This is a genomic window from Kitasatospora xanthocidica (genome assembly GCF_014656195.1).
Taxonomy (GTDB): Bacteria; Actinomycetota; Actinomycetes; order Streptomycetales; family Streptomycetaceae; genus Kitasatospora; species Kitasatospora xanthocidica.
The window spans coordinates 1-22,044 of record NZ_BNBY01000011.1 but is presented as its reverse complement, the minus strand read 5'-3'; the positions used below and the strand labels follow the sequence as shown (position 1 = coordinate 22,044).

The window sequence follows — 22,044 nt, the reverse complement described above, 5'->3', positions numbered from 1 at the left end:
ACGTCGGGCTTCTCGTAGGTCCGCAGCGGGGGTTGACCGGTGTTCAGATCTTGTCCCCGTGGACTTGTTAACGCTCTCAGCGCCTCCACCTGCGACGCAAGGTGATACGAACTATTCGAGTGAGTCGTATAGCTGTTTGAGTCCACATGTGAGCGTTAACAACTCATGTTCCGGAATGGGGAGTCGAAGGCGTCGAACCCGCAGCGTGGGCGCGATCCGGGCTCGCCCCCGGCGGCCCTGTCCGGGCGGCCGGTCGCGGCGTCGGCCCGGTCCGGGGTGCCGTTCCGTCCCGCCGTCGATCGCCGGGTCGAACATCCCCGCGGCGAAGCGGTCTTCCCTGGTCGCCGAACCGGGCCGAGGGGCCTCGCATCGCGCCCTGACCCGGGGCGCGCGCGTCGGCGCGGGCCGGTGACGTCTCGGCGGCACACCCCGGCAATGTGGCCGGAATCCATCGGAAGCACTTGTCACGTCCTTTGCGGGTGGGTCTTCCGTTCCCGCAGGCTTCGGGCGCGATAGTGCACCGATACATCCCATGTATGCCGCCGCAGGGCCGGTCGGTCGCCCCCCATCGTGCGATACGTCATCAGAAACTGTCGAACCTCTGGACAAACGCCCGACCTATGCGCCTTAATCCATCCCATGTCATGGACGCCTCCGGTGGTCACCTGTGCGGATCCACAGGCGGTTCGCCGCAGCGGTGACCCGTCCGGCACGCCCGTCTCCGGTCTCGGCCCGCACCACCGGCCAGGCCGTGCCGGGGACAGCCGGGAGCGACGCCTCGACAGAACCCACCAGCTGCCGACGCGTGCCGACCGGCCGGCATCGGCTCGATGTCCCGCGTGATGTCCCGCAGGTCAGCCGCCACCAGGCGGCGACCGAGCCGCGCCGGAGCACGTGCTCACACGAGAGGTGAAACCCCTTGTCCCACAGTCCCGCACGCGACGACCGGCCGGTCAGCCGGTGGCGCACCGCAGTCGCCGGGTTCCTCGCCCTGCTCGGCGCCTTCATGGCGGTGCCGCCGTCCGCCGCACAGGCCCAGGCGGCCTCGGTGGCCTTCACCCCGGGAGCGATCCGCACCGACCAGAACGGCAACGCGCTCCAGTTGCACGGGCTGGGCATCGTCAAGGTGGGGAGCACCTGGTACGGCTTCGGCGAGGACAAGACCGGCGCGACCTCGGCGGACACCTCGTTCCTGGACATCCCCTGCTACACCTCCGACGACCTCGGCACCTGGACCTACCGGGGCGTGGCACTGGCCAGGCAGAGCAGCGGCGATCTGGGGCCGAACCGGATCGTCGAGCGGCCGAAGGTCATCTACAACGCGTCGACCAGGACGTATGTGATGTACCTGCACATCGACAACGCCGACTACTCCGACGCGAAGGCGGGCGTGGCCACCAGCAGCACCCCCTGCGGCCCGTACGTCTACCGGGGCAGCTTCCGGCCGCTGGGCAACGTCAGCCGTGACCTGGGTCTGTTCCAGGAATCCGACGGCACCGGCTACCTGCTGACCGAGGACCGCGACAACGGCGGCCTGCGGATCGACAAGCTCTCCGCCGACTACCTCTCGGTGGACAGCGCGGTCGCGCTCCTGGGCGGCGGCAGCATCGAGTCCCCGGCCATGGTGAAGGTGGGCGGTACCTACTACATGCTGGGGTCGCACCTGTCGGGCTGGTACCTCAACGACAACGTCTACGCCACCGCCACGTCCCTGCGCGGACCGTGGTCGTCCTGGCGGGACCTGGCCGCCCCCGGCACCCACACGTACGAGAGCCAGACGGCCAACATCATCACCGTCCAGGGCTCCTCGGGCACCTCGTACATCTATGCGGGCGACCGCTGGAACACCGGCGACCTGGGCAGTTCCAAGCTGATCTGGCTCCCGCTGACCATCCGGGGGACGACGGTCAACCTCGGCCAGTACCCCGCCTGGTCCCTCGACACGGCCGCGGGCACCTGGTCGGCCGGCAGCGGAATCCCCGCCGCCGGCACGTACACCCTCACCAACGCGGCCAGTTCGATGCTGCTGGATGTGTCCGGCGCCTCCACCGCCACCGGGGGCGGGGTCGTCCAGTGGCCGTCGACCGGCGGTGCCAACCAGAAGTGGAAGCTCACCTGGGTGGCGGACAACATCTACACCCTGACCAGCGTCCACAGCGGGCTGTGCCTGGACGTCCCCGGCTACTCGACCACCAGCGGCGCACTGTTGCAGCAGTGGACCTGCAACGGCGGCGTCAACCAGCAGTGGGCGCTGGACCTCACCGGCGGCCCCACCGGCAGCACGTACGTGCTGGTCGGCGTCGGCAGCGGCCTGACCATCGGCACCGGCGGCTCGACCACGCAGGGAGCGGTCGTGGACCAGGAGACCGGCGGCAGCGCGAGCGCTGCCGGCGAGAGCTGGACCCTGTCCTGACCTGCCGACAGCAGCGGGCCCGGCCGGCGACCGGTCCCGTCCGGGGAGTGGCCCCGCGTACCGGGCCAAAGACGCCGACGACATCAACCCCATTGTTCAACGACGAACGGTAAGGATCCACGGTGCCGGATTCCATCTCACGCAGATCGGTGCTCACCGGTATGGCGGCCCTCACGGTCGCCGCCACGGTCGGCTCCGTCGCCAAGACGACGCCCGCGTACGCCGCGGCGGCCGCCGACCCGCTGCCGCTCCCTCCCCTGCGGATCCCGCAGGTCGACCTGGGGATCGAGCAGCAGCCGGACTCCAAGATCCAGTGGCTGCAGGACGCCAAGCTGGGCATGTTCATCCACTGGGGGCCGTACGCGGGTCCGGCCAACGGCGAGTGGTACATGCACAGCGCCGCGGTCAGCCCGGAGAACTACAAGAAGTACGTCACCGACGCGACTCCCCAGCAGTTCACCGCCGACGCCTACAACCCGGCGGCCTGGGCCCAGTTGGCGAAGGACCTCGGCGCCAGGTACGCGACGCTGACCACGCGTCACCACGACGGCTTCGCGCTGTGGCCGCTGAACCACCCCAACGCCTGGAGCTCCGGGCAGGCGCCGCTCAACCGTGACTTCGTCAAGGACTACGTCGCGGCGGTGCGGGCGGCCGGTCTGAAGGTCGGCCTGTACTACTCGCCGATCGACTGGCGCTACCCCGGATACTACGACGTGACCGGTACCAACTGCGCGACCAACCCCTGGGGTTACACCACCGACGCCGCGCACAAGGAGAACGCGCGGATCATGAAGACCGAGGTGTACGAGTCGGTCAAGGAACTGGTCACCCAGTACGGCGTGATCGACGACCTGTGGTGGGACGGCGGCTGGATCGCGGAGCAGGGCACCGACGCGTCCGGCGCGTTCTTCTGGGAGCCCGGCCGGTTCCGCGACGGCGCCAACCAGTGGCAGGTGGACGCCACGTACGGCGAGACCGACGACAACGGCAGGCCGCTGGGCCTGATGGGCATGGTCCGTAAGCACCAGCCCGACATCGTCGCCACCTCGCGCTCCGGCTGGAAGGGCGACTACGACAGCGACGAGGGTCCGGGCGTCCCGACCGGGGCGATCCGCACGGGCCGGCTGGTCGAGAAGGTCTTCAGCGTCGGAGGCACCTGGGGCTACTCCGGCAACTCCGCCATGAGCTACGACACCGCGATGAGCATCCTGGTCAACTGCTGGGTGCGGAACATGACCGTGATGGTCAACGTCGGTCCGGACCGGCACGGCACCGTCCCCGACGCCCAGGCCGGCCTGCTGCGGCAGATCGGCACCTTCATGGCCGCCTGCGGCCAGTCCGTCTACGGCACCCGCGGCGGCCCGTGGAACCCGGTCGACGGACAGTACGGCTTCACGTACAAGGACGACACCGTCTACGTCCACCTGCTGTCCGGCTACAACGGCACCTCGTTCACCACCCCGGCGGTCGGCGACGCGAAGGTCACCCGGGTGTTCGACGTACGGTCCGGCGGGAACCTCTCCCACACCATCGGCACCGACGGCCGGGTCACCGTCACCGGCGTCGACCGCACGGCCCACCCCCAGGACAGCGTCATCGGCGTCGTCCTCGACCGGAGCGTGCAGCCGTCCGACATCGCCGCCGGCAGGACCGCGACCTCGGACAGTGAGGAGAGCTCCAAGGGAAACACCGCGGCCAGGGCGGTCGACGGTTCCACCGCCACCCGCTGGTGCGCGAACGACGGCAGCACCGGGCACTGGCTGAAGGTCGACCTCGGCTCGACCCGTTCGCTGACCGGTACCCGGATCGCCTGGGAGCTGGACCAGACGAACTACCGGTACAAGATCGAGGGTTCCACCGACAACAGCACGTGGACCACCTTGGCCGACCTCACCGCGACGACCGGCACCGGCCAGGTCCAGGTCGCCCAGTTCCGCACCCAGGCACGGTACGTGCGGGTCACTGTCACCGGGCTGCCGACCAATGTGTACGCGTCCATCCGCAACCTGGAGGTCTACGACCGGCCCTTCGGCGGGGACCCGGGCACCTTCAGGCTGGTCAACCGCGGCAGCGGCAAGGTGCTGGACGTCAGCGGGGCCTCCGCCTCCGACGGCGCCCTGGTCGTCCAGTCGACCTGGAACGGTGCCGCCAGCCAGCAGTGGAAGCTGGTGCCCAACTCCGACGGCTCCTACCGGCTGTCCAACGCGAAGAGCGGCAAGGTCCTCGACAGCCCCGGCAACTCCGCCCAGGGTGCGAACCTCGACCAGTGGACCGGCGACAGCGGCGACAACCAGTCGTGGCAGCTCGTCCCCTCCGCGACCGGCGGCTACTACCGGCTCGTCAACGTCCGCAACGGCTGGTGCGCCGACGTCAAGGACGCCTCCACCGCCGACGGCGCTCCCGTCGTCCAGTGGCCCACCAGCGGTGGCGCCAACCAGGACTGGCAGGTCCTCACCCTCTGACGGACGCCTCCTCCGCTGAGTCCGCCGGCACCGGTGCCGCTCCCCACCGGTGCCGGCGGCGTCGTGTCGGCGCCGCCCCGGTGTCGCACGGGCGCCGACGGGCCGTCAGCGCCCGAGCAGTGTGGCCTCCACCCCGGCGAGCAGCAGCGCCAGACCCCCCTCGAAGCCCGCGTCGAAGTCCTGGAACATCACCCGGCCCGCCTCGGCGGCCAGCGGGTGGGCGGCCAGGCGCTCGGCGCGGGCCTCGACGTCGTAGCCGGCCTCGCCGGCGAAGGGGTCGGGGCCCATGGCCTGTTCCTCGATGACGTAGCCGATGGTGTAGCTGTACGCCGTGTACCAGGCGCGGGTGGCGCCGTCCAGGGTGAATCCGGCGTCGACGAGCACGCGCAGCGAGGCGTCCAGGCCGGCCGCGTACGAGGTGTCGGTGAACCGGGCGCCGCTGTAGACCTTGGCGCCGTCGCGGTGGCGGAGCAGTTCGGCCCGCAGGGTGCGCATGGTCGTGAGGTAGAGGCCGCGCCAGTCGCCGTCGAACGGGCCGCTCTCGGCCCCGGTGGTCCGGCTGGTCATCCGGCGCATGATCTCGGTCGCCATCTCGTCGAGCAGCGCCTGCTTGTCCTTGAAGTGCCAGTACAGGGCCGGTGCTTTGACGTCGAGTCGGGCGGCGATGGCGCGGAGGGTGAGGCCGTCGAGGCCGACCTCGTCGAGCAGGTGCAGGGCGGTGTCGACGACCTGCTTGCGGTCGAGCTTGGGGGTTCGCTGCGGGGTCACGCTTGACAGTTTAACGCCGTTAAGTACACGCTGGGGGCACCGGCTACTTAACAACGTTAAGGGGGTTGTCGTGACCACTCACGGCGCGCACACGGACGTCCTGATCATCGGGGCCGGGCCCACCGGCCTCGCCCTCGCGCTCGACCTCGCCCGGCACGGCGTCCCCGCGCTCGCCGTCGAGCGCGGCCGGGAGCTCTTCCCCGGCTCGCGCGGCAAGGGCCTGCAGCCGCGCACCCTGGAGGTCCTCGACGACTTCGGCGTGCTCGACCGGATCCGCGCGGTGGCCGGCCACTACCCGCCCAACCTGTTCTGGAAGGACGGCGAGCCTCAGGGCGAGCACTCCATGTACGACCCGGCCGAACCCTCCGAGGCCGAGCCGTACACCGAGACGCTGATGCTGCCCCAGTGGCTCACCCAGCGGATCCTGTACGGGCGGCTGCGCGAGCTGGGCGGCGAGGTCGCCTTCGGCCGCGAACTGGTCGGCCTGACCCAGGACGAGGAGGGCGTGACCGCCGAGTTCGCCACCGGTGAGCCGGTCCGGGCCCGCTACCTGGTCGCGGCCGACGGCGGACGCTCCACCGTCCGGCGGCTGCTCGGCATCGGCATGACGGGGGAGACCGTCGACCCCGCCCCGATGGTGATCGCGGACGTGCGGGTGACCGGACTGGGCCGCGAGCACTGGCACGTGTTCCAGGCCGCCGAGGGCCTGCTGGCGATCTGCCCGCTGGGCGGCACCGAGGACTTCCAGCTGGTCGCCGGGTTCCCCGAGGGCGCCGCCGTGGACCTCACCCTCGACGGCCTGCGCGACGTCGTCGCCGCCCGCTCCCACCTGACCGCCGGGCAGGTCACCGAACTGCGCTGGATCTCCGAGTTCCGCCCGCGCGCGGCCCTCGCCGACCGCTTCCGCGCCGGCCGGGCCCTCCTCGCCGGGGACGCCGCGCACATCCACTCACCGGCCGGCGGACAGGGCCTGAACACCAGCGTCCAGGACGCGTACAACCTGGCCTGGAAGCTCGCCGCCGTCCTGGCCGGGCGGTCGGACCCGTCGCTGCTCGACACCTACGAGGAGGAGCGCCGCGCCACCGCGGCCGCGATGCTCGACCTGTCGACCCGGGTCCACCGCGGTCAGCAGCGCCGCGGCCGGGCCACCCAGCAACTCGGCCTCGGCTACCGGGAGTCCTCGCTCGCCGTGGACACCCGCCCGGACCTCCCCGAGGACGCGCTGCGCGCCGGCGACCGCGCCCCCGACGGCCGCCGGGGCGGCACCCGTCTCTTCGACGCCTTCCGCGGGCCGCACTGGACCCTGCTCACGGTCGGCCTCGACGGTCCCGGCCGTACCGACGCCCCGCTGCCCGCCGTCACCGCCCCCGTGGTCCGCATCCCGGCCTACGAGGCGTACGGGACCGGCGTCTTCCTCGTCCGCCCCGACGGCTACCTCGGCTGGGCCGGCCGCACTCCCGACGGCCTCGCGGACTACGCGGCCCGCCACGGCCTGCTCGCCGGCTAAACCCTCAGACGCCCCACGCGGCGCCGCAGGTGAGCGTCGTCGTCGCGGCCGGTTCGCGCCCTTGCGGCCGGGGGACCGTCGCGGTGACCCTTGGGTCCAGTGGCAGCCGGAACACCCGCGCGCGCCCTTCCTCGCGGCACCCCCTTCCCCGAAAGGGCCTCGCATGCCCCAGGACACGGCGTTCACCCTCCCCTTCCGGGCCGAGACCAGCCCGGACGCCGACGCGGCGCGCCACCGCAGCCTCCGCTGGAGCCGCCGGCAGGGGCTCGTCACGGACCCGGTCGACGAGGCGCGCTTCCTGCGCTGGGACATCGCCGGGCTGATGGCCGGCTGGAACCCCCGGGCCGTCGGGGAGCGGCTGGACCTGACCGTGGACGCCGTGGTGGTCGCCACCTTCCTCGACGACCACGTGGACGGCCCGCCGGCCGACCGGCCCGACCAAGTCGCGGCCGTCTGCGCGGAGTTGGCCGACGTCATCGCCACCGGCGGGCAGCCCCCGGAGGGCGCCGGACCGCTGGTCCGGGCGTTCGGCGACGTGTGGCGCCGCCTCGCCGACGGCGCCTCGCCCGCCTGGCTGGAACGCACCGGGCAGCACTGGCAGTGGTACCTCGACGCCTACGTCCAGGAGGCGCGCAACCGCGCCCGCCGCCGGGTCCCGACCCGCGCCGAGTACATGGACCTGCGCCGGCGGTCCGGCTTCGTCTACGCCATGATCGACCTCAGCCAGAAGGCGTACGGCTTCGAGCTCCCGGGCCGGCTGGCCACGGACCCGGTGGTGCGCCGGATGCTCGACATCACCGCGGACGTCGTCGACACCCTCAACGACGTGCACTCCGTGGAGAAGGAGGAGTCGCGCGGCGACCTCCACAACCTGGTGTTCGTCATCGAGAACGAGCCGGGCCGGGACCGCGCCGACGGCCTCCGCGAGATCCAGGGCATGGTCAGCTCCTGGGCCGAGGAGTTCCTCGCCCTGGAACGGCGGCTGTCGAGCGCGGTCGGGCTCCGGGACGCCGACACCGCCGAGCGGATCGTCGACTGCATGCGCACGGCGATGAGCGGCTACCTGGAGTGGAGCAGGACCACCCGGCGCTACTCCCACCCGGTGCCCGCCGACGAACCCGTCCTCGCCGTCGACCCGGTGAAGCCCGACCGGACGGTTCGCTAGTGATCGGTATTCCGTAGAACCACACAGAAGTGATCAGTTTTTCGTGCCGGACGTCCCGCAGAGTGAGCGGGCGTCCGGCACTTCTCGTTCGTACGGCGAGGTGTCGCACCGGTTCTCGCAGGTGTGCCGGGTGTCTTGACTTCGCCAGGGGGTCCTGACACTGTTTGTTCGAAGTTGCGCAATATTGGTCAATGTCAAGCAGGTTCGCAAGGACCTTGTGCGCACCCGGCCGCCCCCACCGCCGATGACGGCGCGTTGCCTCCCGGGCGGCTCCCCCCACCGAATCAGCGGCGCCCACGCCGGTGAAGGAGTACCCGTGCCCACACCCCCACCCCGACGACTCGTCACCCTGCTGACGGCCGCGGCCGCGCTGCTGGCCTCCGCGACCGCCTCCGCCCTTCCCGCCGCCGCCGTGTCCCCGGCCGCCGCACCCCTCGCGGCCGCACCCCCGGCCGGCGCCCCCGCCGCCGCGCCCTACACGGTCACCGTCGGAGCCCCGACCCCCTACGCGCACCCCACCGACACCCCGGCCGTCCCGTACCTCGACAAGGACGGCACCTTCTGGTTCCAGCAGTCGGCCGCGCTCTACGGCAAGAACGACCCGCGCTACTGGGACTTCTTCACCGGCACCGACTTCGACACCGCCGCCCGGTCCGCCGCGGTCAGCGACGCCGTCAACCCGGCCGACCCGAGCGACCGCAACAACGACACCACCGCGCGCTGCGACAACAGCCCCACCGGGCGGGAGGCGACCGCCGCCGGCGGCGGCAGCGGCTACGCGCAGAAGAACTACTGCGACCTGTCCGGCGTCTGGGTCGACCCGGACACCGGCGACTGGTACGGGCTGGTGCACAACGAGTTCACCCCGCAGCCCTTCGGCGACGGCCTCCACTACGACGCCATCGACTACGCCGTCTCCACCGACCAGGGCCGGACCTGGACCATCAGGGACCACGTCATCACCTCCCCGTACAGCACGAAGCGGGGCGACACCGCGCAGTTCCCGAACCAGACCTACTCCTACGGGGACGGCGACCAACGGCTGCTGGCGGACACCGCCTCCGGGTACTTCTACGTCTTCTACGGCTCCCGGATCGTCGACAAGAGCGGCGGCTGGAAGGCCTTCCACGAGCACGTGGCCCGGTCGCCGATCGCCGCCAAGATGGCGCCCGGCTCGTGGCAGAAGTGGTACGACGGCTCCTGGTCCCAGCCCGGGAAGGGCGGCAAGGAGAGCAACACGGTGCCCGTCGACGCGGCTCACCCCGACGGCTACACCCCGGTCGGGGACGAGTACGACCCGGCCGACACCGGCACCGCCGCCGAGCAGATCGCGGCCGGGACGATGCCCCCGACCTCGCCGCTGTTCGTCATGGACGTCACGTACGACGCCTACCTCGGGCTGTACATCGGCGAGCCGCAGGCCGTCGACCAGAGCGGAAACGCGCCCCAGCAGTACTACGCCACCGCGGACCTGGCCACCCAGAAGTGGGTGCCGATCGGCGACACCGGCGGCTACCACACCGCCTCCTGGTACCGCTGGTTCCTGGACGGCGCCAACCGGACCGGCTCGGCGATCGTCGGCAAGACCTTCCGCTCCTACTGCGCCTTCGGCTGCTCCGGCGGCGCGTCCGGCGAGTACGTGCCCGTCACCATCGACTCGGCGTCCCCGGCGCGGCCGCCCGTCGACCTGAGCCGGACCTACCGGATCGCCAACGCCGACGGCCGGGTGCTCGCCCAGGCGGACGGCGGCCAGGCCACCACCTCGCTGGCGGCGCCGACCGGCGGAGCGCGGGAGTCCTGGACCTTCGCCGCCGACGGCGACGGGTCCTACCGGATCACCAACGCCGCCACCGGGCAGCTGCTCGGCGTCGACTCCGCGACGAAGGGCGGCCGCGCCTGGGGCGCCCGGCCCACCGTCGGCGCGGCCGCGGCGGGCGGGCCGAGCGTCGGTCAGCAGTGGTTCCTGCTGCCCGGTACGGCGCCCGGCGGCGGTGCCACCGGGTCGCTGCGGATCGTGAACCGCTACAGCGGCCTGGCTCTCGGCCTCTCCGGGTCGGCCGGTCGGCTCACCGAGACCACGCCGAACCGCAGTTGGACGGACGCCGGCGGCAGCGCCGTGGGCGGCGGGCGGACCGCCGCCGAGCAGACCCTCACACTCACGGCGACCGGTACGGCTCCCGAGACCGTCACGGTGACCGGCCCGGGCGACCAGACGAGCGCGGTGGACGCGGCCGTCTCGCTGCGGATCACCGCGAGCGACTCGGCCGGCCGGGCGCTGACCTACACGGCGACCGGCCTCCCGGCCGGACTTGCCATCGACTCCTCGGGCCTGATCACCGGGAAGCCCACCGCGCCGGGCTCCAGCACGGTGCGGGTCACGGCGAGTTCCGGTACGGCGACGGGGTCGGTGAGCTTCACCTGGGCGGTCACCACCCCGCTCGAAGGCACCCGTACCGTGGTGGCGGCCGGCCGGGCCCTGGACGATCCCGGCCACTCCACCACCCAGGGCACCCAGCTGGTGACCTGGAGCCCCAACGGGGGAGCGAACCAGAGCTGGGTCTTCACCCGGCAGAGCGACGGCAGCTACCGGATCGTCAACGCCGAGTCGAAGCTGTGCGTGGACGTCAGCGGCGGCTCCACCGCGGCCGGCGCCCGGGTGATCCAGTGGGCCTGCACCGGCGGCGCCAACCAGCGGTGGAACGCCACCCCGGCGGCGGGCGGCGGCTACACGCTGTCCTCGCAGCGCAGCGGACTGCTGCTGACCACCGCCTCGGCCGGGGACGGCGCGCTGGTCACCCAGCAGCCCGACACCGGCTCGGCCCTCCAGCGCTGGACGATCGGCTGAGCCCGGGGCGGGCGGGTGAGAGACGCCCGCGCCCGGTGTGACCTCGCGGGGCCCGCGGAGGGATGTCCGTGGGCCCCGTGAGGCCGTGGTCGGTGATTGATTCGGCCAGGACCTGAACAAATAGCGCTGAAGCAGCGTCCGAGCCGCTCGGGCGCGGTCCTGGCGCCGCTCAGTCGCGGTTCATCGCGCGCACCGGGTCCCGGTAGACGGCGTCGAGGGCGAGCAGCGCGGCCCCGCGCGCCGTCCCGGTCAGGCCGACCCGGGACAGCACGATCTCGCAGCCGCCGGCGTTCGGCGCCATCACCCGCTCGTGGACCTGCGCGGTGACGCCGTCCAGCAGGTACGCGCCGAAGTACGCGAAGTGCCCGCCGAGCACCACCAGCCGGGGGTTGAGGATGTCGACCAGCAGGGCGATCCCGGGGGCGAGGTTGTCGCCGATGCGGCGCAGCGCGTCCAGGGTGCGGGCGTCCCCGGCCTCGGCCCGGTCGCGCAGTTCGGCGAGGCGCCGTTCCAGGTCGACCATCGGGTCCCAGACCATGTCCCCGGGGTCGGCGGCGTAGCGCAGCAGGGCGCCCCGGCCGATCGTGGTCTCCCAGCAGCCGCGCCGGCCGCAGGCGCAGAGCTGGTCGGAGGGCACCAGCTGGAGGTGGCCGACCTCGCCGGCGTAGCCGCCGGTGCCGCGCAGCAGCTGGCCGCCGGCGATGATGCCGACGCCCACGCCGGTCTGGCCGGTGACGTGGACGAGGTCCCGGACGTCGTCGGCGGAGGCCTGGACGTACTCGGCGAGCGCGCCGAGCTTGGCGTCGTTCTCCAGGTGCAGCTCGGGGGCGGTGGCGCCGAGCCGCTCGCGCAGGCGGGCGAGCGCGGGCACGTCCCGCCAGCCGATGTTGGAGGCGTAGGTGACGGTTCCGGTGGCCAGGTCGACGGTGCCGGGCGTGGCGAGGGTGGCGCCGACCACCCGCCCGCCGTCGCGGCGGAGCCGCTCGACGCCCCGGGCGATCAGCTTGGCCGTGGTGTCGAGGACGGCGTCGGGGCCGGCCGCCCGGACGTCGAACGGGACCCGCTCCTCGGCGGTGACCTGGCCCTTGAGATCGAGGGCGAGCACGCTGACGTAGTCGACGTTGATCTCGGCGCCGATGCCGTGGACGCCGGTGCCGTCGATCTCGACGGTCTGGCCGGGTCTGCCCACGGTGCCCCGGTCGCGTTCGGCCTCGCCCTCGCGGATCAGGCCGCCGTCGAGGAGTTCCGCGGTCAGGTTGGAGACGGTGGCCTTGGGCAGGCCGGTGTCCTCGGAGATCCGGGTGCGGGTGCGGGGGCCGTCGTCGCGCAGCAGCCGCAGCACCATGCCGAGATTGGCCCGCCGGGCCGAGGAGCGGTCCCGGGCGACGGCCGGCCCGGCCATCGCCAGGCTCCGGACGCCGGTCCCCTCCAGTGCCGATGCCATCGACCACTCCTCTCGCGCCGTTCCCGTCACTGCTCTTGACTTTAGCAGGGTTAGTTCAAACAATAACCGAACGAATTAGCCGGTGCCCGATCCCGTGCCCCGATCCGTGCCCGATCCCGTGCCCCGATTCGAGCGCACCCGGCTCCAGCACCCGGTAAGTGCCCGGTTCCCCCCGCCGAGGAGACCCACGTGAAGGCCAGACCCACCACCACCCTCGCCGCCGCCACCGCCGTCCTGACGGCCACGGCCCTCCTGGCCGGCTGCTCCTCCGGCGGCGGCCAGGACTCGACCGGCTCCGCCTCCGGGCCCGTCACCCTGGAGTTCTGGGGCTGGGCCCCCGGCTACGACCAGGTGGTGGAGACGTTCAACCGGAGCCACCCGGGCATCAAGGTGACCTTCGGCAAGACCGCCTCCGGCTCCAAGGGCGGCTACACCAAGATGCTCACCGCCGCCAAAGCCGGCAACGCCCCCTGCCTGGCCCAGGTCGGCTACGAGACCCTGCCCAGCTTCGCCGCCGCCGGCGCGCTCACCGACGTCACCAAGTACACCGCCGAGGCCAAGGGGCAGTTCGCGGACTGGACCTGGCGGCAGGTCACCATCGACGGGAAGACCTACGGCGTCCCGGTGGACACCGCGCCGATGGCGCTCTTCTACCGCAAGGACCTCTTCGCCAAGTACGGCATCGACAAGCCCCCGGCGACCTGGGAGGAGTACGCGGCCGACGCCGCCACGGTGCACGCCGCCGACCCGAGCGTGTACCTCGGCGACTTCGGCAACGACGCCTACAACTACGCGGGCCTGGCCTGGCAGGCGGGCGCCCGGTGGTTCGGCACCGGCGGCGACACCTGGCAGGTGAGCCTGGGCAGCGACGCCAACAAGAAGGTGGCCGGCTACTGGCAGGACCTGCTGGACCGGAAGCTCCTCAAGACCGACCCGAGCTACGACCCCTCGCTCTACGCCGACCTGACGGACGGCAAGGTGCTCTCCGACGTCAACGCGGTGTGGAACGCCCCGACCCTCGCCGCGAGTGTGAAGAGCGGCGCCGGTCAGTGGGCGGTCGCGCCGATGCCCGTGTGGGACGCCGCCAAGCCGGTCTACGGCAACGACGGCGGTTCGGCCACCGCGGTGCTCAAGGGCTGCGCGCACGCCAAGGAGGCCGCCGAGTTCGCCACCTGGATGAGCACCGCCGCCGACAGCGTCGGGGACCTGATCAAGGTCACCGGCATCTACCCGGCCGCGACCTCCGGCCTGTCCAACCCCGCGCTCTCCCAGCCCGACCCGTTCTACGGCGGCCAGGTGATCTTCGACGTCTTCAAGGCCGAGACCGCCCACGTCGCCACCGACTGGCAGTGGGGCCCCACCATGACGCAGACCTCCACCGACCTCGCCGACGGGCTCGGCAAGGCCGGCACCGGCGGCACCACCCTGCCCCAGGTGCTCGCCGACGTGCAGGGCAGGACCGTCGCCGGGATGAAGCAGCAGGGCCTGGCCGTCGCCGGCTGACGCCCCGCCGCCCGGCTCCCCGTACCGCGGCCCCGCGCCACCCCCACGGGTGCGGGGCCGCCCACCGACCGAGAGGCAGCACACGCATGACCACCGCCCCGGCCGGGCGGACGGCACCGCGGGACCCGGGCGGGCCCGGCGCCGCCCGGACCGCCACCCGGACCGCCGCCGCCGCACGCCCGCGCAGCCGGGCCCGGACCGCCCTGCTGTTCCTGGCCCCCTTCCTACTGCTTTTCACGGGCCTCTACCTGGCGCCGATCGGCTACACCGTGTACCAGAGCCTGTTCCGGCTGCGGCGCTCCGGCCTCGGCCTCTCGGCCCCCACCGAGGTGTTCGCCGGGCTGGGCAACTACGCCACCGCGCTGGGCGATCCGGAGTTCCGCGGCTCGCTGCTGCGGGTGCTGCTGATCGGCCTGGTCCAGGTGCCGCTGATGCTGCTGCTGGCGCTCGTGCTGGCGCTGCTCCTGGACGCGAAGTCGACGATGTTCAAGCGGTTCTTCCGGCTGGCGTTCTTTCTGCCGTACGCCCTGCCCGGGGTGGTCGGCGCGATCATGTGGTCGTACCTGGTCGCCCCCGGGCTCAGCCCGATCACGGCCGCGGCCGAACACCTCGGCCTGCACCTGAACCTGACCTCCGACGGCATGCTCGGCGCGACCATCGGCAACATGCTGACCTGGGGCTGGACCGGCTACAACATGCTGATCATCCACTCCGCCCTGCAGTCCGTCCCGGCCGAGCTGAGCGAGGCCGCCGTGATGGACGGCTGCTCCGCCTTCGGCATCGCCTGGCGGATCAAGGTGCCGATGATCCGTCCGGCCCTGGTGCTGACCACGGTGTTCTCCATCATCGGCACCGCCCAGCTGTACAACGAGCCGGCGATCCTGCACAACGTCGCCCCCAACCTGAGCAGCGGCTACACCCCCGTCTACGCCGCCTACAACGCCGTGGACGCCAACAACTTCAACCTCGCCGCGACCGAGTCCGTGGTGCTCGCGCTGCTGGCCCTGGTGCTGTCCTTCGGCTTCCTCAAGCTCGTCCAACGCCGGGGAGACGCCCTGTGAACACCACCCCCACGCGTGCCGCCCGACCCGGCGCCTCCCGCTGGCTCGTCCTCGGCGTGCTGCTGGTCGCCTCCGTCTACTTCCTCGCCCCGGTGTGGTGGCTGCTGGTCGCCTCCACCAAGACCAGCGCCGGCCTCTTCACCGGGAACGGCTTCTGGTTCGGCGACTTCGCCCTCTTCGACAACCTGACGCAGGTGTTCACCCGCCAGGACGGCGTCTACTGGGAATGGCTGGGCAACAGCGCCCTCTACGCGCTGGGCGGCGCCGGCGTCAGCACCCTGATCTCCGCGATGGCGGGCTACGCGCTGGCCAAGTACCGGTTCCGCGGCCGGGAGCTGACCTTCAACGGGGTGCTCGCCGCCGTGCTCGTCCCGCAGCCGTTGCTGGCCGTCCCGCTCTACCTGATGTTCTCCGAACTCCACCTGGTGAACACCTACTGGGCGGTGCTGCTGCCGAGCATGGTCAGCCCGTTCGGCGTCTACCTCGCCCGGATCTACGCCGCCGCCTCGGTGCCCGACGAGCTCATCGAGGCCGGGCGGATCGACGGCGCCGGCGAGCTGCGGATCTTCGCCACCATCGCGCTGCGGGTGATGTCCCCGGCCCTGGTCACCGTCTTCCTGTTCCAGTTCGTCGCCATCTGGACCAACTACCTCCTGCCCGTCCTGATGCTGGCCGACGACCACCTCCAGCCGGTCACCGTCGGGGTCGTGGGCTGGCAGGCGCAGCGGGCGCTCGGCCCCGGCGCCGTGCCGCTCAACGTGGTGGTCACCGCCGCCATGGTCTCGGCCGTCCCGCTGGTCGTCCTGTTCCTGTCCCTGCAACGCTTCTGGCGCGCCGGCCTCACCGCCGGCAGCGTCAAATGAGGAGACCCGCGTGCCCGCGAGGTACCACCTGCGGTTCCAGCTCCACCCCGGCCCGGACACCGCCGAACGGGCCGCCGAACTCGCCGCGTTCTGCCGGGAGTCGGGGGTCGACGAGGCCGTCCTGCTGCTCGGCGCCGAGGAACTGTACGCCGGGCACCCGGCCGGCCCGGCCGAGGACCGGCTGTACGAGACCGCCGCCACCGCGACCGCCGTCCTGCGCGAGGCCGGCCTCGACGTCAGCCTCAACCCCTGGGTGACCGCCGGGCACGCCGACCGGGGCCGGGCCGACCGGCTCGGCTTCGCCCCGATGGTCGGCCCGGCCGGTGACGTCGCCGCCGCCCAGGCCTCCTTCGCCTGCCCGCGCTTCCGCACCTGGATCACCGGGCACTACGCCCGCTTCGCCGACCTCGGGCTGCGGGTGCTGTGGCTGGAGGACGACTTCCGCTACCACAACCACGCGCCGCTGACCTGGGGCGGCGGCTTCGAACCGGCCATGCTGGAGCGGCTCGAAGCCCTCACGGGGGAGCGGGTGACCAGGGAGCGGGCGGTCGCCGCCGTGACCGTCCCCGGCACCCCCCACCCGTGGCGCGCCATGCTGCAACAGGTCTGGCGCACAGCGCAGCTGGAGGTCGCCGAGCTGATCGCGAAGGCCGTCGCCGAACGCTCGGACGGCCGTACCGAGCTCGGGCTGATGAGCTCCGAGCCTGGCGTCCACTCGGTCGAGGGCCGGGACTGGCCCGCCCTGTTCGACGCGCTCTCCATCGACGGCCGGGTCTCGCACCGCCCCCACTTCGCCCGCTACGGGGACGCGCCCGGCCGCGAACTCAGCTTCTCCCTCTGGATGCTGGAGGTCCAGCGGGCGCTGCGGCCGCCGCACGTGCGCAGCGAACCCGAGATCGAGAACTGGCCGCACACCGCCTGGTCCAAGTCCGACACCCAGACCTGGTCCGAGCTGGTCGCCGCCCAACTCGCCGGCTCGGACGCGATGTTCCTCAACGTCCACCCCATGCAGTCGGGCCGGGCCGGGCGGTTCCCGAAGGTCGCCGACCTGCTGCGCCGCTCCCGGCCCGCGCTCGATCACCTCGCCGCCCGGGCGCCGGGCCCGCCGCGCACCCACGGCGTGGCGCTGCCGGTGCGCCAGGAGGCCGCGGCCCACGTCCGCACCCGCCGGGGCGGCGACCTCGCCGAACTGGCCGTGGACCCGGGCCCGGCGGCGGACTTCCTGCTCCGCCACGGCGTCCCGGTCACCGCCGAGGACGCCCCGGTCCGGGTCCTGTTCGGGCAGCTCGCCCGGGCCTTCGACGACGCCGAGCTGCGGCGGATGCTCGCCGGCGGCCTGCTGCTGGACGGCACCGCCGCGCACATCCTCGCCGCCCGGGGCTTCGGCGAGCTGCTCGGGGTGAGCGTCGAGGAGCTCGTGGAGCGGGAGGCGGTCGGTGGGAGTGCCGGTGGGGGTGCCGGCGGGAGTGCCGGCGCGCCGGGCCCGTACGCGATGGAGCGGGTGCTGCCGGTGGCGGCAGCCGGGGAGAGCGCGGGCGCCTACCTGAGCGTCAACGTCCAGCCCGCCCTGGCCCGGCTGCGGCCGGCGGCGGGCGCCGAGACCTGGACCGAGATCCTCACCCCGGACCGGCGGGTCTGGGGCGCCGGACGGTGCGTCTTCACCAACGGGCTCGGCGGCCGGGTCGCGGTGCTGGCCGCCACCGCAGTGGAGCTGCTGCCGTACGGGGACGACGGCCGGGAGCTGCTGCACGCCATGGTCCGCCACCTGGAGGGCGACCGGCCGACCCTGCCCCTGGTCACCGGCGGCCCGCACCTGATGCCGCACCTGACCCGTACCGAGGACGGCTGGTGCCTCGCCGTGGCCAACGGCAGCGCCGACCCGGCCGAGCCGAGGGTGCACCTGCCCGGCGAGCCCGTCCGCACCGGGGGCACCCTGCTCAGTCCGCTGGCCGTGCCGGAGGCCGTCGCGGCCACGGTGGACGGCCGGACCGTCGGGTTCGACCGCAGCGTGCCGCACCGCGGCTGGCTGCTCCTCGACTGGCGCTGACCGGCGGCCTTTGCCCTGCGTAGGAATGATCGAACATGCGCACCCGTCAGGCGTAGTAGTCACGAGCAATCAAGTCTGCGCACAATGATGCAGAAATGCGCACCCGGAGGAGTCATCATGAGCTACGTCGAGCAGGAGATCGCCAGCCAGCCCGAGTGCTGGCGCCGGGCCCTGGACCTGGAGCCCGCCGGACTGCCCGAGCGGGGCGAGCGGGTCGCGGTGATCGGCTGCGGCACCTCGCTCTACATCGCGCAGGCCTACGCCGCGCTGCGCGAGACGGCCGGGCTGGGGGAGACCGACGCCTTCGCGGCCTCCGAGTACCCGGCCGACCGCCGCTACGACCGGCTGGTCGCCATCAGCCGCTCCGGCACGACCACCGAGGTGCTCGCCGCCCTCGCCCGGGCCGGGCACACCCCCGCCGTCGCACTCACCGGCGACCTCGACACCCCGATCACCACGGCCGCGGACACCGTGGTCGGCCTGGAGTTCGCCGACGAGCGGTCGGTGGTGCAGACCCGCTTCGCCACCACCGCGCTCGCGCTGCTGCGCGGCCACCTCGGCCTCGCCCCGGCCGATCTGCCCGAGCAGGCGGACCGGGCACTGGCCGGTCCGCTGCCCGAAGGAGCCGTCACCGCGGGCCAGTTCACCTTCGTCGGCACCGGGTGGACGGTCGGCCTGGCCAACGAGGCTGCGCTCAAGCTCCGCGAGGCCTCCGGCAGCTGGACCGAGTCCTACCCGGCGATGGAGTACCGGCACGGCCCGATCAGCATCGCCGCCCCCGGCCGGGTGGTGTGGTTCTTCGGCGCGCCGCCGGCCGGACTGGCCGACGAGGTCCGGTCCATCGGCGCCGTCACCTCGGTGACCACGCTCGACCCGCTGGCCGACCTGGTGCGCGCCCAGCGGCTGGCCGTGGCACTGGCCGAAGCCCACGGCCTGGACCCCGACCGGCCGCGCAACCTGACCCGCTCGATCGTGCTGGCCCAGCCGTGACCACCCCGGCCGCCGCCGCAACCGTGATCGCCCTCGACGTCGGAGGGACCGCCGTCAAGGGCGGCGCGGCCGGCGAGGACGGCGTCCTGCGCGACACCGACCACCGGCCGACCGGCGCCGAACGCGGCCCCGACGCCGTACTGGAGACCGTCCTGGCGGCGGCCCGCCGACTGGCCGAGCGACACCGTCCGGCGGCGGTCGGCATCGTGGTGCCCGGCATCGTCGACGAGGCCGCGGGGACGGCCGTCCTCGCGGCCAACCTCGGCTGGCGCCGACTCCCGGTCCGGGCCCGGCTGGCCGAGGAACTGGGACTGCCGGTCGCCCTCGGCCACGACGTCCGGGCCGGCGGGCTGGCCGAGGCCAGGATCGGAGCGGGCCGCGGCAGCCGGGACTTCCTGTTCGTCCCGGTCGGCACCGGCATCGCCGCGGCGGTCGTGTCGAACGGGCGGGCGGTGACCGGCAGCCACACCCGGGCCGGGGAACTCGGACACCTGGTGGTCCGTCCCGACGGCGACCCGTGCCCCTGCGGCGGCCGGGGCTGCCTGGAGACCGTCGCCTCCGCGGCCGCCGTCGCCCGCCGCTACGCCGCCGCCACCGGGGAGGGCGGCGTCACCGCCGAGGACGTCGGCGAACGCGCGGCGGCCGGCGACCCGACCGCGGCCACCGTCTGGACCGAAGCCGTCGAAGCGCTCGCCGACGCCCTGACCACCGCCGTCACCCTGCTCGACCCCGAGCGGATCGTGATCGGCGGCGGCCTCGCCCGGGCCGGCGAGCGCTACCTCGCGCCCCTGCGCGCCGCGGTCGCCGGACGGCTCACCTTCCAACGGCCGCCGGAGATCGTCCCGGCCGAACTCGGCCACCGGGCCGGCTGCCAGGGTGCCGCCCTCCTCGCCCACGACCTGCTGCGCCGGCAGGCCGAGCGGTGATCCTCGCCGGCACGCCGAACGCCGTGCTCGTCCTGGCGACGGCCGGCCGAGGCGGTGGCCCTGCCCGACCCCTCCACCCTCCGAGGAGCCCCCGATGCCCCTGACCGGAACCGGCGCCATCGTCACCCCCGCGGCCGAGGCCACCCGCGGGGTCGGCGCCTTCAACGTCATCCAGATCGAACACGCCCAGGCGATCGTGGCCGGCGCCGAGGCGGCCGGCTCCCCGGTGGTCCTGCAACTGAGCGAGAACGCCGTCCGCTACCACGGGGCACTCGCCCCGATAGCCGCCGCGGTGCTCGCCACCGCCCGTACCGCCGCCGTCCCGGTCGCGGTCCACCTCGACCACGCGACCTCGCCCGGGCTGGTCGCCGAGGCGGTCGGACTCGGCTTCGGCTCGGTCATGTTCGACGCCTCCGCGCTGCCCTACGGGGAGAACGTCCGGGTCACCGCCGCGGTCGTCGAACGCTGCCACGCGACGGGCGTGTGGGTCGAGGCCGAACTGGGCGAGGTCGGCGGCAAGGACGGCGTGCACGCCCCCGGCGCCCGGACCGACCCGGCCGAGGCGGCCGCCTTCGTCGCGTCCACCGGCGTCGACGCCCTCGCCGTCGCCGTCGGCACCTCCCACGCCATGCCCACCCGCGACGCCGTCCTCGACTTCGGCCTGATCGCCGAACTGCGCCGGACCGTCCCCGTCCCCCTGGTCCTGCACGGCTCCTCCGGCGTGGCCGACGCACACCTCACCCACGCCGTCGAGCACGGCATGACCAAGGTCAACATCGCCACCCAGCTGAACCGGGTCTTCACCGGGGCCGTCCGCCGCACCCTCGCCGCCGACCCGGCACTCGTCGACACCCGCCGCTACCTCGGCCCCGGCCGGACGGCGGTGGCCCAGGAGGTCACCCGACTCCTGCACGTCCTCAAGGCCCCGCCGGCCTGAGCCCGTCAGGTCGTGGGGGAGCCCGTCAGCCGAGGTAGATCGGGTCGGTGCCGAAGGTCCAGGCGCTTCCGGACCTCGCGTAGACCTGGATCGCGTCGGAGCCGGAGTCCTCGCCGTAGACGTAGTCGCACTGTCCGGGGGCGAGGTTGGGGGTGATGTGCCCCGAGGGGGTGATTTCGCGGCCGGTCTGTGCGTCCCTGATCCAGAAGTAGAAGCTGTTCGCGGAGCTCTGGTAGTTGCACAGCCGGGCGGAGACCCACGGGTTGCTGTCCTGGTCGTGCCAGCCCGTGATGTCCACGCCGTGCGCGGAGTTGGAGTCGGATCCGGTCGCGGCGGACGCGCTCGCCGCCGAGAGTCCGAGACCGGTGACGGTCAGCGCGGTCACCGCGAGGAGGGACGCGAGGCGGCGTGCGGGCTTGAACTGCATGGGCTTCCCCTTGTCGGTAGGTCGGGCGGTTCGGCATCCATCCTGGTCCCGGGGCGGTCGGGCGGCCACGACGTTCACCCGACGTTGACCCGACACTTCCGTCCCGGGACGGGCGGCCGGGCGGCCGTCGGCGTTCGGGGCCCGGCGCGGAGCGGTCAGGCGGGCCCGACCGTGGGGAAGCGGTCGGCGCCGAGGATCCAGCGGCCGCGGCGCATGACGGCGACCAGGTCGTAGGTGTCGGAGTCGACCACGACGAGGTCGGCGAGCTTGCCTGCCTCCAGCGAGCCGATGGAGTCGCTCAGGCCGAGCAGCCGGGCCGGGGTCGCCGACAGCGACTCGACGGCATCGGGCAGTGGCAACCTGCCCACGGTCACCGATCTTCGGAAGACCCGGTCGAGGGTGAGCGTCGATCCCGCGATGGAGCTGCCGTCCGGGAGCATCGCCACGCCGTCGGTGACCTGGACCTGGAGGGGGCCGAGGGGGTAGAGGCCGTCGCCCATGCCGGCGGCGCCCATGGCGTCGGTGATGAGGGCGACGCGGGTGGGGCCGGCGGTGCGGTAGGCGAGGTCGAGGACGGAGGGGTGGAGGTGGACGCCGTCGTTGATGAGTTCGACGGTGACGCGTTCGTCTTCGAGGAGGGCGACGATGGGGCCGGGGGCGCGGTGGGCGATGCCGGGCATGGCGTT

Annotated in this window: 16 protein-coding genes; 12 read left to right on the top strand and 4 right to left on the bottom strand. The window is 73.0% G+C overall.

The genetic code is table 11. The features are described 5' to 3' along the window. Positions 1-919 precede the first annotated feature (919 nt). Together IE332_RS20695 and IE332_RS20690 are read left to right on the top strand one after the other, a co-directional pair. Positions 920-2,413, top strand: a complete 1,494-nt coding sequence (locus tag IE332_RS20695; protein WP_229928758.1) for an RICIN domain-containing protein — start codon at positions 920-922, stop codon at positions 2,411-2,413. A 122-nt stretch (positions 2,414-2,535) separates the two neighbouring features. Continuing rightward, positions 2,536-4,875 carry an alpha-L-fucosidase gene (locus IE332_RS20690; RefSeq protein ID WP_189918559.1) on the top strand — a complete coding sequence of 780 codons (2,340 nt, stop codon included), beginning with the start codon at positions 2,536-2,538 and terminating at the stop codon, positions 4,873-4,875. A 105-nt stretch (positions 4,876-4,980) separates the two neighbouring features. Here the strand turns inward: IE332_RS20690 and IE332_RS20685 are convergent, their stop codons facing one another. After that, complete coding sequence (locus IE332_RS20685; RefSeq protein WP_189918557.1) at positions 4,981-5,643, bottom strand: TetR/AcrR family transcriptional regulator C-terminal domain-containing protein; 663 nt, start codon at positions 5,641-5,643, stop codon at positions 4,981-4,983. A gap of 70 nt (positions 5,644-5,713) precedes the next feature. Between IE332_RS20685 and IE332_RS20680 the strand changes: the two genes are divergently transcribed. From IE332_RS20680 to IE332_RS20670, 3 genes are all read left to right on the top strand, one after another. Further along, positions 5,714-7,150: an FAD-dependent monooxygenase gene (locus IE332_RS20680; RefSeq protein ID WP_229928757.1), complete on the top strand. Its 1,437-nt coding sequence runs from the start codon at positions 5,714-5,716 to the stop codon at positions 7,148-7,150. Positions 7,151-7,313: 163 nt separating this feature from the next. Beyond that, positions 7,314-8,315, top strand: coding sequence for a terpene synthase family protein (locus tag IE332_RS20675; RefSeq protein WP_189918553.1), 1,002 nt, complete (start codon positions 7,314-7,316; stop codon positions 8,313-8,315). A gap of 316 nt (positions 8,316-8,631) precedes the next feature. Next, complete coding sequence (locus IE332_RS20670; RefSeq protein ID WP_229928756.1) at positions 8,632-11,160, top strand: RICIN domain-containing protein; 2,529 nt, start codon at positions 8,632-8,634, stop codon at positions 11,158-11,160. 169 nt (positions 11,161-11,329) lie between these two features. On the opposite strand, the gene IE332_RS20665 is transcribed toward IE332_RS20670, so the two are convergent. Beyond that, complete coding sequence (locus IE332_RS20665) at positions 11,330-12,604, bottom strand: ROK family transcriptional regulator (protein WP_229928755.1); 1,275 nt, start codon at positions 12,602-12,604, stop codon at positions 11,330-11,332. Positions 12,605-12,793: 189 nt separating this feature from the next. On the opposite strand from IE332_RS20665, the gene IE332_RS20660 reads away from it, so the two are divergent. The 7 genes from IE332_RS20660 to IE332_RS20630 all read left to right on the top strand — a co-directional run bounded on the left by IE332_RS20660 (position 12,794) and on the right by IE332_RS20630 (position 20,931). Next, positions 12,794-14,107: an ABC transporter substrate-binding protein gene (locus tag IE332_RS20660; protein WP_189918549.1), complete on the top strand. Its 1,314-nt coding sequence runs from the start codon at positions 12,794-12,796 to the stop codon at positions 14,105-14,107. A gap of 86 nt (positions 14,108-14,193) precedes the next feature. Beyond that, a complete protein-coding gene (locus IE332_RS20655) occupies positions 14,194-15,168 on the top strand; it encodes a carbohydrate ABC transporter permease (protein ID WP_189918547.1) in 975 nt (324 codons plus the stop codon). Continuing rightward, positions 15,165-16,031 (top strand): carbohydrate ABC transporter permease, encoded by an 867-nt coding sequence (locus IE332_RS20650; RefSeq protein ID WP_189918545.1) that lies wholly within the window; start codon positions 15,165-15,167, stop codon positions 16,029-16,031. Before IE332_RS20655 ends, IE332_RS20650 begins: the two co-directional genes overlap by 4 nt. Before the next feature lie 10 nt (positions 16,032-16,041). Continuing rightward, on the top strand, positions 16,042-18,078 hold the full coding sequence (locus IE332_RS20645; RefSeq protein WP_189918543.1) for a hypothetical protein: 2,037 nt from the start codon (positions 16,042-16,044) through the stop codon (positions 18,076-18,078). 117 nt (positions 18,079-18,195) lie between these two features. Then, complete coding sequence (locus tag IE332_RS20640; protein ID WP_189918541.1) at positions 18,196-19,068, top strand: SIS domain-containing protein; 873 nt, start codon at positions 18,196-18,198, stop codon at positions 19,066-19,068. Further along, a complete protein-coding gene (locus IE332_RS20635; RefSeq protein ID WP_229928754.1) occupies positions 19,065-19,994 on the top strand; it encodes an ROK family protein in 930 nt (309 codons plus the stop codon). Before IE332_RS20640 ends, IE332_RS20635 begins: the two co-directional genes overlap by 4 nt. 94 nt (positions 19,995-20,088) lie before the next feature. Then, positions 20,089-20,931, top strand: a complete 843-nt coding sequence (locus IE332_RS20630) for a class II fructose-bisphosphate aldolase (RefSeq protein ID WP_189918539.1) — start codon at positions 20,089-20,091, stop codon at positions 20,929-20,931. A 25-nt stretch (positions 20,932-20,956) separates the two neighbouring features. On the opposite strand, the gene IE332_RS20625 is transcribed toward IE332_RS20630, so the two are convergent. Both IE332_RS20625 and IE332_RS20620 read right to left on the bottom strand, forming a co-directional pair. Further along, positions 20,957-21,358 carry a hypothetical protein gene (locus IE332_RS20625; RefSeq protein WP_189918537.1) on the bottom strand — a complete coding sequence of 134 codons (402 nt, stop codon included), beginning with the start codon at positions 21,356-21,358 and terminating at the stop codon, positions 20,957-20,959. Between the two features lie 155 nt (positions 21,359-21,513). Continuing rightward, positions 21,514-22,044: amidohydrolase family protein (locus tag IE332_RS20620; RefSeq protein ID WP_189918534.1), on the bottom strand; the 531-nt coding region annotated here is incomplete at its 5' end.

What these genes read in the sequence shown, in the direction of transcription:
- IE332_RS20655 (WP_189918547.1), top strand. Translation starts at nt 14,194, where the DNA reads ATGACCACCGCCCCGGCCGGGCGGACGGCACCGCGGGACCCGGGCGGG.
- IE332_RS20640 (WP_189918541.1), top strand. Translation starts at nt 18,196, where the DNA reads ATGAGCTACGTCGAGCAGGAGATCGCCAGCCAGCCCGAGTGCTGGCGC.
- IE332_RS20625 (WP_189918537.1), bottom strand. Translation starts at nt 21,358, where the DNA reads ATGCAGTTCAAGCCCGCACGCCGCCTCGCGTCCCTCCTCGCGGTGACC.
- IE332_RS20630 (WP_189918539.1), top strand. Translation starts at nt 20,089, where the DNA reads ATGCCCCTGACCGGAACCGGCGCCATCGTCACCCCCGCGGCCGAGGCC.
- IE332_RS20665 (WP_229928755.1), bottom strand. Translation starts at nt 12,604, where the DNA reads ATGGCATCGGCACTGGAGGGGACCGGCGTCCGGAGCCTGGCGATGGCC.
- IE332_RS20675 (WP_189918553.1), top strand. Translation starts at nt 7,314, where the DNA reads ATGCCCCAGGACACGGCGTTCACCCTCCCCTTCCGGGCCGAGACCAGC.